The organism is Agromyces sp. PvR057 (genome assembly GCF_040547485.1).
Lineage (GTDB): Bacteria > Actinomycetota > Actinomycetes > Actinomycetales > Microbacteriaceae > Agromyces.
Genome location: NZ_JBEPPT010000001.1, coordinates 1,841,735 through 1,855,758, shown reverse-complemented (window position 1 = coordinate 1,855,758; position 14,024 = coordinate 1,841,735). Strand labels below are relative to the sequence as shown.

Below are 14,024 nucleotides of genomic sequence, written 5' to 3'. Positions count from 1 at the left end.
GCAGGCGGGTCAGCTGCGCCCGAGGCGCCGGCGCAGCAGCTCGATGCGGGCCTGCAGCTGCGTGACCGTTGCCTGGGCGACCGCGGGGCCGCCGCAGAGCCGCCGGAGCTCGGCATGCACGAGCGAGTGCGCCTCGCCGGTGTGCCTCGCCCACAGCCCGACCAGGCTGTTCAGCAGTGCGCGCTGCTCCTTGAGCGTGCGGTACAGCGCGACGGGTTCGGGGTTCGCCTCCTCGACGATGTTCTTGCGCCGTTCGCCCGCGCGTCGAGACTGGCGCGCCTGTCGGTGCCGCAGCAGCTCGGAGACCTGGTCGGGCTCGAGCAGGCCGGGAATGCCGATGAAGTCGTACTCCTCGTCGCTGCCTGGTTCGGCGAGCGTGCCGAACTCGGTGCCGTCGTAGAGCACGCGGTCGAACGAGGCATCCGACTCGATGGCCTGCCAGGTGCCGAGCTCGAGCTCCTCTGACGCGCGCTCCTCGCGGTTCGCCGACTCGAGCAGGCTGTCGTCGAGCCCGTCGTCGTCGGCGTCGTCGCCGCCACGGCGGTCGAGCGCGTGGTCGCGTTCGAGCTCCATCTGCGACGCGAGCGCCATCAGGATCGGCACGTTCGGCAGGAACACGGATGCCGTCTCACCACGCCGGCGGGCGCGCACGAAACGCCCGATGGCCTGCGCGAAGAACAATGGCGTGGAGCTGCTCGTCGCGTAGACCCCGACCGCGAGGCGGGGCACGTCGACGCCCTCGGACACCATGCGAACGGCGACCATCCAGCGCCGCGTGTTCTCGGAGAACTCCTCGATGCGCGCGCTCGCCTCCTTCTCGTCGGAGAGCACGACCGTGACGGGTTCGCCGCAGATGCCCTCGAGGATCTTGGCGTAGGCGCGGGCGACGGTCTGGTCGGTCGCGATGACGAGCCCGCCGGCGTCGGGGATGCCGTGCCGCACCTCGGTGAGGCGCCGGTCGGCGGCGGCGAGCACCGCGGGGATCCACTCGCCCGTGGGCTCGAGCGCGGTGCGCCACGCCGAGGAGGTGATGTCCTTGGTGTTGTCCTCGCCGAGCCGGGCCTCCATCTCGTCGCCGGCCTTGGTGCGCCAGCGCATGTGGCCCGCGTAGACCATGAACAGCACCGGTCGGACGACGCCGTCGGCGAGGGCCCGGCCATAGCCGTAGGCGTAGTCGGTCTGCGAGAGGCGCACCCCGTGGGCGTCCTGCTCGTACTGCACGAACGGGATCGGCGCGGTGTCGGAGCGGAACGGGGTCCCGGTGAGCGAGAGGCGCTTCGTGGCTGGCTCGAACGCCTCGCGGATCGCGTCGCCCCACGAGAGCGCGTCGCCGCCGTGGTGCACCTCGTCGAGGATCACGAGGGTTCGACCGGAGAGGGTGAGCTCACGGTGCAGTGCCGGCCGCATCGCGACCTGCGCGTACGTGACGGCGACGCCGTGGAAGTGCCGCGCGATGCTGCCGTGGGCGTTTCGGAACCCGGGGTCGAGCCGGATGCCGGCGCGCGCCGCGGCATCCGCCCACTGGCGCTTCAGGTGGTCGGTGGGGGCCACGACCGTGATGCGGTCGATGATGCGACGCGAGCGGAGCTCGGCCGCGAGCCTCAGCGCGAACGTGGTCTTGCCGGCGCCCGGCGTCGCGGCGGCGAGGAAGTCGCGTGGAAGCTCGCCGAGGTACTGCTCGAGCGCCTCGGCCTGCCAGGCCCGAAGCTTGCTCGCCGTGCCCCATGCCGCACGTTCTGGGAACGACGGGGAGAGATGTTCGGCGGCCGAGGTGCCCGGCTGGGGGCCGGAGGGGGTCGCTGTGCTCACTGGATTCGAGGGTAGTCGAGGCTGCCGACATCCTCGAACCGGAGTTGCCCCGACCGGCGGTGAGCGTGGTCGCCGGAGGTTCGGCAGAATGGAGGAATGGTCACGCAGCAGCACCCCTGGTCCAGGTACGTCGCGATCGGCGACTCGTTCACCGAGGGCATCGGCGACCCGGAGCCCACCGTTCCCGGCGGCAACCGTGGCTGGGCCGACCGCGTCGCCGAGGTGCTCGGCACGGGCACGGAGGACTTCGCCTACGCGAACCTCGCGGTGCGCGGCAAGCTCATCCGGCAGATCATCGACGAGCAGGTCGAGCCGGCCCTCGCGCTCCGGCCCGACCTGATCACGATCTCGGCCGGCGGCAACGACGTGATCCGGCCCGGCACCGACCCCGACGAGATCGCCGCACGCTTCGAGTACGCGATCGACCGGCTCGCACGCGATCACGCCACGATCGTGATCTTCACGGGCGTCGACGTCGGATTCTCGAACGTGTTCCGGGGCATCCGCGGCAAGGTCGCGATCTACAACGAGAACCTGCGCATCGTCGCGAAGAAGTACGACTGCATCGTGGCAGACCAGTGGGCGCTCACCGAGATCCAGGACATGCGCATGTGGGCGCCCGACCGTTTGCACCTGAACGCCCTCGGCCATCACACCGTCGCGCGCATGGTGCTCGAGGCGCTCAACGTCGAGAACGACCTCGAACCGTCGAACCCCGAACCGGTTCCGGCGTCGACCTGGCGTCAGGCGCGCGTCGAGGACTTCTCCTGGGCGCGCGAGTACCTCGTGCCGTGGGTGCTGCGGCGCGTGCGACACCAGTCCTCCGGCGACCAGATCACGGCGAAGCGACCGGATGCCGGACCCTACTCGGTCTCGGACTGAGCCGACTGCTCGTCGAGCGCACCGGGGTTGGTGAGGCGCCACCACGCCCCGGGGTCGGTGAGCGTCGCGTCGAGCACGAGCGGAACCGTGATCTCCTGCGAGCCCGCGCGCACGATCGCGGTGCCGACCTCGTCGCCGCGGTCGGCGAGCGTCACCGGCTCGGCGTGCACCTCGACGTCGACGGGCGTGTCGTTCCAGACCACGAGCGTCGCCCCGGTCGCGGTCCTGGCCCTCGCCGTCCCTCCCCATGGCGTGTCGTACTCGGCGAGCACCTGGTTGGCCTCGAGCGGCGCGACCTCGTGGAATCCCGGCACGACCGAATCGAGCATGGCGGCGATGGCCGCATCGATCACGTCGTGGCTCTCGCCGCCGAGCAGCACGCCGACGACCGTGACGGTCGATGAGCCGACGGCATAGTCGGCCGTGAAGAGCAGGTTCGCCGCGTCATCCGTCGTGCCGGTCTTCATGCCGTCGATGCCGTGGGTGCCGAGCAGCTTGTTCGAGTTCTTCAGCGTGCCGATCTCGGGGATCTCGACGCTCTTCGACGCGACGATGGCCGCGATCGTCGGGTCCTCGAGGGCGATCTCGCCGAGGCGGACCATGTCGGCCGCCGTGCCGACGTTGTCGTCGGAGATGCCGCTCGAGTCGACGACATGGGTGTTCGCGAGGCCGTGGTCGGCGAGCCAGGCGTTGGCCTTCTCGGCCAGGGCCGCCTCGGAGCCGAACGCCCAGTTCGAGATCGAGATGCCGTAGTTGTTGCCCGACGGGATGAGCAGGGCCTCGAGGCTCTCCTTCAGCGAGAGCGTCGCACCCGCCTCGACGGGCGCCACCGAGCCGTTCTGGGCGACCATGTCCCAATAGATGTCGACGTCGGCGTCGGTGTACGCGATGTCGGGGCCGTTCTCGCCCTCGGGAATCGGATGCTCGGCCAGCACCGTGAGCGCCGTGATCACCTTCGTGATGCTCGCGAGCGCCATCGGCGCCTGGTCGTTGCCCGCGGCGAGGAGTCCGTCGAACCCGACCGCACCCACCGCGTAGGCACCGAAGCCGGGCAGCGCGAGCTGCTGTGCGGCCGCCGCGACCGGCTCCGGGTCGTCGACCTGGGGCGCAGCCGTCGGGATGGGCGCGCCGAGCGTGTTCGACGTGTAGACGCCTGCGGTGGTCAACAGCGCGAGCAGCACCGCCAGCGCCGTGAAGACGACGATGCGCCGCCGGCGGTAGACGCGCGCGCTCGGCCTGGGGTCGGCCTGCGGCTCAGCCATGGGCGCCATCCGCGTCGTCGGATGTCTGGGCCGCCGGCAGCGCGTAGAGCACCACCGCGGCCGCGGCTGCGACGTTCAGCGAGTCCACGCCGTGCGCCATCGGGATCCGCACGACCCGGTCGGCGGCCTCGAGCGCGGTGCGGCTGAGCCCGTCGCCCTCGGCGCCGAACACCAGCGCGAGACGCTCGGGCGCGTCGGCGGCGAGCTCCTGCAGGGTCACCGCGCGATCCGCGAGGGCCAGCGCGGCGATGGTGAATCCGACGCCGTGCAGCAGGTCGACCGCGTCGCCCCACTCGGGCAGGCGGGTCCACGGCACCTGGAAGACGGTGCCCATGCTCACCCGCACGCTCCGCCGATAGAGCGGGTCGGCGCAGCGCGGCGTGACGAACACCGCGTCGGCGCCGAGCGCGGCCACCGAGCGGAAGATCGCCCCGACGTTCGTGTGGTCGACGATGTCCTCGAGCACGACGACGCGGCGCGCGCCCGCGAGGAGCGTCGCCGGATCGGGCAGCTCGGGGCGCTCGAAGGCGGCGAGGGCTCCGCGATGCACGCGGTAGCCCGTGATCGCCTCGAGCTGGTCGGCATCGGCGAGGTGCACTGGCACGTCGAACGGCTCGAGCGCGGCCTCGAGGCCGGCCAGCCACTTCTCCTCCATGAGCACCGACCGGGGACGGTGCCCCGCACGGATCGCCCGAGTGATCACCTTCGCGGACTCGGCGATGTACAGGCCGTTCGCGGGTTCGTGCGCGCTGCGCAACGAGACATCCGTCAGGTTCGCGTAGTCTGCGACGCCATCGGATGCCGCATCGCTGACTCGTTCGATGTGCATGGTTCTTCCAGCCTGCCAGTCCCCGAAACAATCCCGAAAACCGACGCGAATAGAATCAGACGATTCGAAGGGAGAACCGATGACCTCGGACCTCGAAATCCCCGTTCGCGGCGACGCGACACTCGACCGCGCCATCGACGTGCTTCGCGGAGCACGCCTCGCGGTGCTCACCGGCGCAGGACTCAGCACGGACTCGGGAATCCCCGACTACCGCGGTGAGGGCGCCCCGGTGCGCACCCCGATGACGTTCCAGGCGTTCCTCGCGTCGGCCGACGCCCGCAAGCGCTACTGGGCTGGCAGCCATCTCGGCTGGCGCGCGTTCGGCGCCGCGCGGCCGAACGACGGCCATCGCGCCCTCGCCGCGCTCGAAGCGGCCGGGCTCGTCAACGGGCTCGTCACCCAGAACGTCGACGGCCTCCACCGCAAGGCGGGCAGCCGACGTGTGGTCGAGCTCCACGGTGGAATGGACCGCGTGATCTGCCTCACATGCGGGCAGCAGTTCGCCCGCGAGGCGATCGCAGATCGGCTCGCCGCCCTGAACCCCGCCCTCGACATCGAGGGGGCGATCCGCACGAACCCCGACGGCGACGTCGAGGTCGAGGACGCCTCGTCGCTCGTCATCCCCGAGTGCACCGTGTGCGGCGGCATCCTGAAGCCCGACGTGGTCTTCTTCGGCGAGTTCGTGCCGGTCGAGGTGTTCGACGCGGCGGCGTCCATCGTGCGCGGGTCCGATGTGCTGCTCGTCGCCGGCTCCTCGCTCGTCGTGAACTCCGGCATGCGCCTCATCGAGTTGGCGCGACGGCGGCGCATGCCCATCGTGGTCGTCAACCGCGGCATCACCAAGGGCGACAGCCGCGCCGCGGTCAAGGTCGACGCCGGCACGAGCGAGACGCTGACCGCCTTCGTCGACGCCCTCATCGCCTGAGGGCGGGCGGCCGTCCGGCTGGCCGGGCGGCGACGTCATCGCGCCCGGAGGTCTGCCAGAGTGGCACCATGACGCCCGCCACCTCCGCTGCCGCTTCGACGACCCGGATCGCCCTCGTGCGCCATGGCGAGACCGACTGGAACGTGCAGCGCCGCATCCAGGGCGCGACCGACATCCCGTTGAACGACGCGGGGCGTGCGCAGGCGGTCGACGCGGCCTCCGCGCTCGTCGACATCACCTGGAGCGGCATCTACGCGAGCACGCTCTCGCGGGCCGCCGAGACCGCGGAGATCATCGCCGCCGAGCTCGACCTGCCCGAACCCGTGCAGGTCGCGGCGCTCGCCGAACGCAGCTACGGCGTGCTCGAGGGGCTCGACCACGGCGGCCGCGCCGCAGTCGAGGCGCAGGCGGCCATCGTCGACGGACTCGAACCGAGGGCGGCCGTGATCGGGCGTGCACGGGCTGCGCTCGTCGAGATCGCGGCAGCCCATCCCGGTGGCGACGTGATCGTGGTGACGCACGGCGGGGTGATCCACGCGCTCATGCTCGACCTCAGCGGCTGGACCCTTCCGACGGCCGACTACGTGATCGGCAACGGCTCGGTGCACGACGTCATCGCCGACGGCGCCGAGTTGACGCTCGTGTGGCCGGATGCCGCGGCGGACCCTGCGGACTGACCGCCGGCCCTCGACGCGCTGCTGTGAAGCGCCTGCCGGGCGAGGACTCGCGCTGACGCGGTCTTCGCCACGCCGAGTCGGACCGCGCGCCTAGCGCCGGCGTCGTGATCGTCGTCGGCCGCGCGACCCGGGTGCCGCCGTGCGGCGGATGAGCTCGAGCAGTCGATCGGCCGACGCCGCCCACGTGTACTTCGCGGCGACCTCGACGGATGCCGCCGACCGGCGTTCCCACTCGTCGCCGCGCTCGAGCGCCCAGAGCGCCGCGACGAGCGATTCAGGGGAATCGGCGTCGAAGTACATGGCCGCCTCGCCGCCGATCTCGCGGAAGATCGGGATGTCGCTGACGACGACCGGGGTGCCGAGGCGCATGGCCTCGACGAGCGGGATGCCGAACCCCTCGGCGCGCGAGGCATGCACGAGCGCGCTCGCGCCGCCGAGCAACTCGGCGTACTCGGCGTCGCTCACGCCGTTGTGGAAGACGAGGCGCGCTTGCGGGGCGAGCCTGGTGAGGCGTGCACGTTCGTCGCGGCCGATCTTGCTGAGCAGGTGCAGCTCGTGCTCCGGCAGCGCGCCGACCGCCCGAACGAGCGTGTCGACGTTCTTGTACGGCATGTACGAACCCATGTACACGAGTCGATGGCCGGCAGGACGCACGCGGGGCAGCTGGGGCACCGCGAGGTCGTCGGCGGCGTTCGGCACGACCGTGACGGGGCGTGACGTGAGCTCGTGCTCGCGGATGAGCCCCGCGGTCGTCTCTGAGACCGTGACGACCGCGTCGGCACGGTCGAGCAGGAGCCGCTGCGGCCACCACGCCAGGTGGTAGAGCCGCCAGAGCACGCGCACCGCCCACGGCAGGTCGCGCGGCGGGGTGGGATTCTCGTAGTAGATCAGGTCGTGGAGGGTCAGCAGCAGCTTGTAGTCGCGGCCCCACGAGCCCATGGTCTGCATGGGCGAGAAGACGATGTCGGGTTGCAGGCGTCGAACCTGCAGGGCCACCAGGGGTTCGCGGATGCTCGTCGGCGAGCTCACGAGCTGCCACGGCAGGTCGGGCAGCATCTCGAGCTGCCGATGGTCGCTCACGAGCATGGTGAGCGGATGCCGCTTGGCGAGCTCCGTGACGATGCCCGCGGTGAAGCGGCTGATGCCGTCGTGTCGCCCGATGCGGGTGTAGCGGCAGTCGACGACGACCTTCACGCGCGAGCCTCTGAGTCGAGGTGGTCCGACCCGAGGAAGGCGAGGATCATCGCAGCGGCGGCCGATGGGGTCTCGTAGTGGATGAGGTGCCCCACCTCGGGGATCACCTCGAGTCGCGCGTCGGGGAACAGCGTCACGAGGCGGTGCTGCGCCGACAACGGGGTGACGTCGTCGCGCTCGGCGGCGATGAGCAGCGTCGGCACGTGGATGTCGGCGGCGACCTCGCTGACGTCGTGGCTCACCGAGGTCGTGAAACCCTCGAGCACCGAGTCGCGGGTGCCGAACGCCGAGAAGTAGGTGTCGTGCTGGTCGTGGATCCAGCGCCGCAGCGCCTTGGACTTCGTCTTGGCCATGGTCACGCTCATGACGCGCACGATGGCGCCGTTGCGGAGCAGGGCGAAGCCCGGACGCTCGGGCAGCGCGGCGGCCGCTCGGTAGTAGAGCACCGCGAGCCTGGTCATGACGCCACGCGGGCCCTCGAGCGCCGGGGCGCCGATCGGGTTCACGAGGATGAGGCGCTCGGGCGCGAGGCCCCGGGCGACCGCGGCCGACGTGACGATCGAGCCGAACGAGTGGCCGAGCAGCGTGTACGGGCCGTCGATGCCGACGGCCCGGATGAATGCGCCGAGCCACTCGGTGTAGGCGTCGAGGTCGTGCGCGCCGGAGGCGAACGTGCCGGAGGCGCCGAACCCCGGGAGGTCGGGCGAGATGATGCGGAACCCCGGCAGCTGCGCGACGACCGGCTCGAGGCCGTGGTGGTCGCCGCGGAAGCCGTGCACGAGCACGAGTACGGGCGCATCGGCGGGGCCGTACTCCCACCAGGAGGTCTCGGTGCCGTCGACGTCGAGTCGGTGCTCGCTGACGGGGATGCGAGCGAGCTGCTCGGCGTACGGGGAGGCGATCATGACCTCGACAGTCTACGGCGCTGCGGCTGGGCGTCCGTCGGTGTCCACAGGCACCGGCCGCATCCGTCGTCGCCGGTTCCAGGGCCACTGATCCGGTCGATCGGGTGTCGGCGGTCCGCCGGCGGGATCCAGATCGCGGGACACGCGCCGCACTCCCCCGTCGATGTCGGTGCGCGACCGTAGCCTTCCAACATGGATTCCGCGAACGCCGCCAGCTGGGCCGACACCCTCGCCGTCTTCGACCTCGAGACCACGGGCATCGACGTCGACACGTGCCGCATCGTCACCGCCCACGTCGGCGTGATCGGCTCCGACGGCACCGAGCTCGAGCGTCGTCAGTGGATCGTCGACCCCGGCGTCGAGATCCCCACGGCCGCATCGCTCATCCACGGCATCAGCACCGAACGTGCGCGCCTCGAGGGAGCGGCCGCCCCGACGGCGGTCGCCGAGATCATCGCGGCGCTGGCGGATGCGGCAGCTCGGCGCCTGCCGATCGTCGCGTACAACGCGGCCTACGACCTCACGGTGCTCGCGCGGGAGGCCGGGCGATACGGACTCGTCGGCCTTCCCGGTCCCGATGCCGTCATCGACCCGCTCGTCATCGACAAGGCCGTCGACCGCTACCGGCGCGGCAAGCGAACGCTCACGGCGACCTGCGAGCACTACGGGGTCCGCCTCGACGATGCCCACGACGCCGGTGCCGACGCCGTGGCCGCAGGGCGGGTCGCCCAGGCCATCGCACGCACGTACCCCGAGCTCGCTGCCATCGCGCTCGTCGAACTGCACGAGCGGCAGGTCGGCTGGAGCCGTGAGCAGGCCGAGAGCTACCAGGCCTGGCGGCGAAGGAACGGCGAGCCCGAGTTCACGACGTCGGGGGCCTGGCCCGTCCGCTGAACCGGCTCGCTCCGGCGTGCGCACGCGTGCCGGCTCCCGCCGGCTCGCGAGCCTGAGCCCAGGCCGTGGGCCGACCGGGCACGTCCGGCGACCGAACCTGCCAGCGCCGGGCATGACGAAGGGGCGGTCGACCGTGGTCGACCGCCCCTTCGTTCGGCCGGGCTCCGTGCGGAGTTACTTGCCGAAGTTCTTGAAGCGCTGGTTGAACTTCTCGACGCGGCCGGCCGAGTCCATGATGCGCTGCTTGCCCGTGTAGAACGGGTGCGACTCCGACGAGATCTCGACGTCGATGACCGGGTAGGTCTCGCCGTCGAGCTCGATGGTCTTGTCGCTCGACACCGTCGAACGGGTGAGGAACGTTGCGCCCGAGGCGAGGTCGCGGAAGACGACGGCAGCGTACTCGGGGTGGATGTCGGTCTTCATGGTGACTTCCTTGCTGATCGGATTTTTCTCGTGAATCCCGCCGGCGACGTGTGCAGCACGGCAGGAAAGCATCGTGGCCAAAGGGGGCCAGCTAACGATTCTAGCAGAAGCGCGAGCGGATGAAGGTCAGCTGGCGCGCGCCGTGTAGCGGCCGTTGGCCTCGCTGAGCTCGATCGGGATGCCGAACGCGTTCGTGAGCGTCTCGCTCGTGAGCGCCTCGGCGAGCGGACCCGCGGCGACGACCCCGCCCTTCGCGAGCAGCAGCGCGTGCGTGAACCCGTTGGGGATCTCCTCGACGTGGTGCGTGACCATGACGATCGCGGGCGACGCCGACGACGAGGCGTACCCGCCGAGCAGGCCGACGAGTTCTTCGCGAGCCCCGAGGTCGAGGCTCGCGGCCGGCTCGTCGAGGAGGAGCAGCTCGGGGTCGGTCATGACCGACCGAGCGATCTGCACGCGCTTCTGCTCGCCGTCGGAGAGGCTGCCGAACCGGCGGTCGGCGAAGCCCTCGAGGCCCCACTCGGAGAGCACGCGCTGCGCGCGACGCACGTCGATCTCTTCGTACTCCTCGTTCCAGCGACCCGTGACCGAGTACGCGGCGGTGAGCACCGCGTCGATGACGGTCTCGTTGCGCGGGATCTTGCGGGCCATGGCCGTCGAGGCGAAGCCGATCATCGGGCGGAGCTCGAAGACGTCGGCCTTGCCGAGCTTCTCCTCGAGGACGGCCGCCTCGCCGCTGGTAGGGTGCATCGCCGCCGCCGCGATCTGCAGCAGCGTGGTCTTGCCGGCGCCGTTCGGCCCGAGAACGACCCAGCGTTCGTCGGAACCGACGCTCCAGGTCACGGAATCGAGGATCGAATTGCCGTCGCGAACGACCGAAACATCCCGGAACTGCAGCACCGTACTCGCCATGTTCACCATGCTATCGGGCGCGTGCACCCTCGAAGCGCGCACCGGGCGTTCGCGACGCACCGCGACGCGTTGATCGGGACCGACACCGGGCTCATCGAGCGAGCACCCGACCGTAGACCTCGCGCGTGCGCACCGCGATCGCGTCCCACCCGAAGTGATGCTCCGCGCGGAGTCGGCCCGCGGCGCCCATCTCGGCGGCGCGAGCGGGGTCGGCGACGACCCGGGTGAGGGCCGCGGCGAGATCGGCGACGTAGCGGTCGGGGTCGGTCGGCGTCCCGGTGCCGTCGTCGGCCTGGTCGATCGGCACGAGCACGCCGGTGACCCCGTCGTCGACGACCTCGGGGATGCCGCCGGTCGCCGTGCCGACGACCGGCGCGCCGCAGGCCATGGCCTCGAGGTTCACGATGCCGAGCGGTTCGTAGATCGACGGGCAGACGAAGGCGGTCGCCGCGGTGAGCAGCGCGGTGAGCTCGGCTCTCGGCAGGTGGCGGTCGATCCACACGACGCCGTCGCGCTCGGCGCGGAGCTCGTCGACGAGTGCGGTGACCTCCGCCATGATCTCGGCCGTGTCGGGTGCACCGGCGCAGAGCACGAGCTGCACCCCGGGCGGGAGCAGTCGTGCCGCTCGCAGCAGGTAGGGCAGGCCCTTCTGCCGCGTGATGCGTCCGACGAAGATGATCGACGGACGATCGGGGTCGACCCCGAGGGTGCGGGCGAGGCCGGCGTCGGGGTTCGGCTTCCAGTCGTCGAGGTCGATGCCGTTGTAGACGACCTCGACCTTCGCGGGATCGATCGCCGGGTAGGCGCGCAGGATGTCGCGGCGCATGCCGTCGCTGACGGCGATCACGGCGTCGGCGTCCTCGAATGCGGTGCGCTCGACCCAGGATGAGAGCCGGTAGCCGCCGCCGAGCTGCTCCGCCTTCCATGGCCGGAGCGGTTCGAGGCTGTGCGCCGTCACCACATGCGGGATGCCGTGCAGCTTCTTGGCGGTGAAGCCCGCGAAGTTCGCGTACCAGGTGTGGGAGTGCACGAGGTCGGCGCCCGCGGCATCCGCTGCCATGAGCAGGTCGACGCCCATGGTGCCGACCGCGGCGTTGCAGCCATCGAAGGCCTCCGGCGTCGCGTAGCCGTGCGTCTCCGCTTCATCGCGCGGTGCGCCGAACGCGCGCACGACGACGTCGATGTCCCGTCGGAGGGCCCGGACGAGCTCGGCGACGTGCACGCCGGCTCCCCCGTAGATCTCGGGCGGATATTCACGGGTGAGCAGGTCGACGCGCATGCTGCACACGCTAGCGCAGCGGCATCCGACATGTGCGGACTCGGGGCCCGCAACAGGCCCGCTGCTGACTACGCTTGGGGCATGGTCACGCGCAAGGTATTCGGCATCGTTCTCGCAGGCGGCGAGGGCAAGCGACTCATGCCACTCACCGAAGACCGGGCGAAGCCCGCGGTGCCGTTCGGCGGGCAGTACCGGCTGATCGACTTCGCCCTGTCGAACCTGCTGAACTCGGGCTTGCGCCAGATCGTCGTGCTCACGCAGTACAAGTCGCACAGCCTCGACCGCCACGTCTCCCAGACGTGGCGCATGAACGGCCTGCTGAACTCCTACGTGGCTTCGGTGCCCGCGCAGCAGCGGCTCGGCAAGCGCTGGTTCTCGGGCTCGGCCGACGCGATCCTGCAGAGCCTCAACCTCATCTACGACGAGCAGCCCGACATCATCGTGGTCGTCGGCGCCGACCACGTGTACCGCATGGACTTCAGCCAGATGATCGACGCGCACATCGCGTCTGGCGCGGCGGCCACGGTCGCGGCGATCCGCCAGCCCATCTCGCTCGCCGACCAGTTCGGGGTCATCGAGGTCGACCCGAACAATCCCGAGCACATCCACCGCTTCCTCGAGAAGCCGTCCGACCCGGTCGGCCTGCCCGACTCCCCCGGCGAGGTTCTCGCCTCGATGGGCAACTACGTGTTCAACGCCGACGCGCTCATCGACGCGGTGCTCCGCGACGGCGAGCTCACCGACTCCAGCCACGACATGGGCGGCGACATCATCCCGGCGTTCGTGGCCCAGGGTGCGGCCGGCGTCTACGACCTCAACCGCAACGACGTGCCGGGCTCGACCGACCGCGATCGGTACTACTGGCGGGATGTCGGAACGATCGACTCGTTCTTCGAGGCGCACCAGGACCTCATCTCGGTGATGCCGATCTTCAACCTGTACAACCGCGAGTGGCCGATCTTCAGCCAGCAGTTGAACTCGCCGCCCGCGAAGTTCACGCGCGACGCGCGCGGCACCCTCGGCACCGTCATCGACTCGATCGTCTCGCTCGGCTCGGTGATCTCGGGCGCGCACGTCGAACGCAGCGTGCTCGGCCCGTGGGCGGTGGTGGGCTCGGGCGCGCACGTCGCCGACTCGATCCTGTTCGACCGGGCGCGCATCGACGCCGGCGCGACCGTGCAGCGGGCGATCCTCGACAAGGAGGTCGTCGTCGAGGCGGGCGCGCGCATCGGCGTCGACCGCGCCGAAGACCTCGCCCGCGGGTTCATCGTCACCGACAGCGGCATCACGGTCGTCGGCAAGGGGTCGCGGGTTCGGGCGGGCGGGGCGTGAGCGCAGGCGCACCCGGCCGCCTCGGCGGCCCGCTCGTCGTGCTCGACGCCGATTCCACCCTCATCCGCGAGGAGGCCATCGAGCTGCTCGCCGAAGCAGCGGGCAGCCTGCCGCTCGTCGCCGAGGTGACCGAGCGCGCGATGCGCGGCGAGCTCGACTTCGCCGCGAGCCTGCGCGAACGCGTCGCGACGCTCGCGGGCCTCGGCGAAGACGACCTCGCGTTCGCGCGCACGCGCATGACTCCGACGCCCGGCGTGCAGGAGCTCATCGACGGCGTGCATGCCGCAGGCGGGGTCGTCGGCGTGGTCTCCGGCGGGTTCCACGAACTGCTCGATCCGCTCGCCGAGCGTCTCGGTCTCGACTTCTGCCGGGCCAACCGGCTCGAGATCGAGCACGGCCGCCTCACCGGGCGCGTCGACGGGCCGATCATCGACGCCGAGGCGAAGGCCGTGGCGCTCGAGGAGTGGGCTGCCGCGGCATCCGTGCCGATGGCGTACACCGTCGCGGTGGGCGACGGTGCGAACGACCTCCGCATGCTCGCGAAGGCCGGACTGGGCGTCGCGTTCTGCGCCAAGCCGGTCGTGCGCGCGCAGGCCGATGTCGCGATCACGACGCCCGATCTCGGGCAGGTCCTCGCGCTGCTCGGCCTGCGCGGCTGACGCGATCGGCGTCGTCGAGGCGCACGCGCGCCGAGGCGAACG

14 protein-coding genes are annotated in these 14,024 nt (G+C 71.0%); 6 read left to right on the top strand and 8 right to left on the bottom strand.

Annotation, left to right across the window (positions count from 1 at the left end):
- Nucleotides 1–9: 9 nt before the first annotated feature.
- Nucleotides 10–1,809: a DEAD/DEAH box helicase gene (locus tag ABIC29_RS08440; protein ID WP_354244271.1), complete on the bottom strand. Its 1,800-nt coding sequence runs from the start codon at nucleotides 1,807–1,809 to the stop codon at nucleotides 10–12.
- Nucleotides 1,810–1,905: 96 nt separating this feature from the next.
- On the opposite strand from ABIC29_RS08440, the gene ABIC29_RS08435 reads away from it, so the two are divergent.
- Nucleotides 1,906–2,691, top strand: coding sequence for an SGNH/GDSL hydrolase family protein (locus tag ABIC29_RS08435; protein WP_116081705.1), 786 nt, complete (start codon nucleotides 1,906–1,908; stop codon nucleotides 2,689–2,691).
- Here the strand turns inward: ABIC29_RS08435 and ABIC29_RS08430 are convergent.
- Together ABIC29_RS08430 and ABIC29_RS08425 are read right to left on the bottom strand one after the other, a co-directional pair.
- Nucleotides 2,673–3,953, bottom strand: coding sequence for a D-alanyl-D-alanine carboxypeptidase family protein (locus tag ABIC29_RS08430; RefSeq protein ID WP_354244268.1), 1,281 nt, complete (start codon nucleotides 3,951–3,953; stop codon nucleotides 2,673–2,675). The genes ABIC29_RS08435 and ABIC29_RS08430 overlap by 19 nt on opposite strands.
- Entirely contained in the window at nucleotides 3,946–4,782 is an 837-nt protein-coding gene (locus ABIC29_RS08425) for a TrmH family RNA methyltransferase (protein ID WP_116081703.1), read from the bottom strand. The genes ABIC29_RS08430 and ABIC29_RS08425 overlap by 8 nt, the downstream gene beginning before the upstream one ends.
- Before the next feature lie 79 nt (nucleotides 4,783–4,861).
- Between ABIC29_RS08425 and ABIC29_RS08420 the strand changes: the two genes are divergently transcribed.
- Together ABIC29_RS08420 and ABIC29_RS08415 are read left to right on the top strand one after the other, a co-directional pair.
- Complete coding sequence (locus ABIC29_RS08420) at nucleotides 4,862–5,707, top strand: Sir2 family NAD-dependent protein deacetylase (protein ID WP_354244265.1); 846 nt, start codon at nucleotides 4,862–4,864, stop codon at nucleotides 5,705–5,707.
- Nucleotides 5,708–5,775: 68 nt separating this feature from the next.
- Nucleotides 5,776–6,384 (top strand): histidine phosphatase family protein, encoded by a 609-nt coding sequence (locus ABIC29_RS08415; RefSeq protein WP_116081701.1) that lies wholly within the window; start codon nucleotides 5,776–5,778, stop codon nucleotides 6,382–6,384.
- A 90-nt stretch (nucleotides 6,385–6,474) separates the two neighbouring features.
- On the opposite strand, the gene ABIC29_RS08410 is transcribed toward ABIC29_RS08415, so the two are convergent.
- Nucleotides 6,475–7,578 carry a glycosyltransferase family 4 protein gene (locus ABIC29_RS08410; RefSeq protein ID WP_354244262.1) on the bottom strand — a complete coding sequence of 368 codons (1,104 nt, stop codon included), beginning with the start codon at nucleotides 7,576–7,578 and terminating at the stop codon, nucleotides 6,475–6,477.
- The gene (locus ABIC29_RS08405; protein ID WP_116081699.1) at nucleotides 7,575–8,483 is read right to left on the bottom strand and encodes an alpha/beta fold hydrolase; all 909 of its coding nucleotides are present in this window, start codon (nucleotides 8,481–8,483) and stop codon (nucleotides 7,575–7,577) included. Before ABIC29_RS08405 ends, ABIC29_RS08410 begins: the two co-directional genes overlap by 4 nt.
- A gap of 192 nt (nucleotides 8,484–8,675) precedes the next feature.
- Between ABIC29_RS08405 and ABIC29_RS08400 the strand changes: the two genes are divergently transcribed.
- On the top strand, nucleotides 8,676–9,377 hold the full coding sequence (locus ABIC29_RS08400) for an exonuclease domain-containing protein (protein WP_116081698.1): 702 nt from the start codon (nucleotides 8,676–8,678) through the stop codon (nucleotides 9,375–9,377).
- A 174-nt stretch (nucleotides 9,378–9,551) separates the two neighbouring features.
- Here ABIC29_RS08400 and ABIC29_RS08395 read toward each other — a convergent pair whose 3' ends face one another.
- The 3 genes from ABIC29_RS08395 to glgA all read right to left on the bottom strand — a co-directional run bounded on the left by ABIC29_RS08395 (nucleotide 9,552) and on the right by glgA (nucleotide 11,991).
- Entirely contained in the window at nucleotides 9,552–9,800 is a 249-nt protein-coding gene (locus ABIC29_RS08395; protein ID WP_055857778.1) for a type B 50S ribosomal protein L31, read from the bottom strand.
- A gap of 126 nt (nucleotides 9,801–9,926) precedes the next feature.
- Nucleotides 9,927–10,712: an ABC transporter ATP-binding protein gene (locus ABIC29_RS08390; protein WP_116082582.1), complete on the bottom strand. Its 786-nt coding sequence runs from the start codon at nucleotides 10,710–10,712 to the stop codon at nucleotides 9,927–9,929.
- A 91-nt stretch (nucleotides 10,713–10,803) separates the two neighbouring features.
- Nucleotides 10,804–11,991, bottom strand: a complete 1,188-nt coding sequence (gene glgA / locus ABIC29_RS08385; RefSeq protein ID WP_354244259.1) for a glycogen synthase — start codon at nucleotides 11,989–11,991, stop codon at nucleotides 10,804–10,806.
- 81 nt (nucleotides 11,992–12,072) lie between these two features.
- On the opposite strand from glgA, the gene ABIC29_RS08380 reads away from it, so the two are divergent.
- The gene (locus tag ABIC29_RS08380) at nucleotides 12,073–13,323 is read left to right on the top strand and encodes a glucose-1-phosphate adenylyltransferase (RefSeq protein ID WP_116081696.1); all 1,251 of its coding nucleotides are present in this window, start codon (nucleotides 12,073–12,075) and stop codon (nucleotides 13,321–13,323) included.
- The gene (serB, locus tag ABIC29_RS08375; protein WP_354244256.1) at nucleotides 13,320–13,982 is read left to right on the top strand and encodes a phosphoserine phosphatase SerB; all 663 of its coding nucleotides are present in this window, start codon (nucleotides 13,320–13,322) and stop codon (nucleotides 13,980–13,982) included. Before ABIC29_RS08380 ends, serB begins: the two co-directional genes overlap by 4 nt.
- The last annotated feature ends 42 nt before the right edge of the window (nucleotides 13,983–14,024 follow it).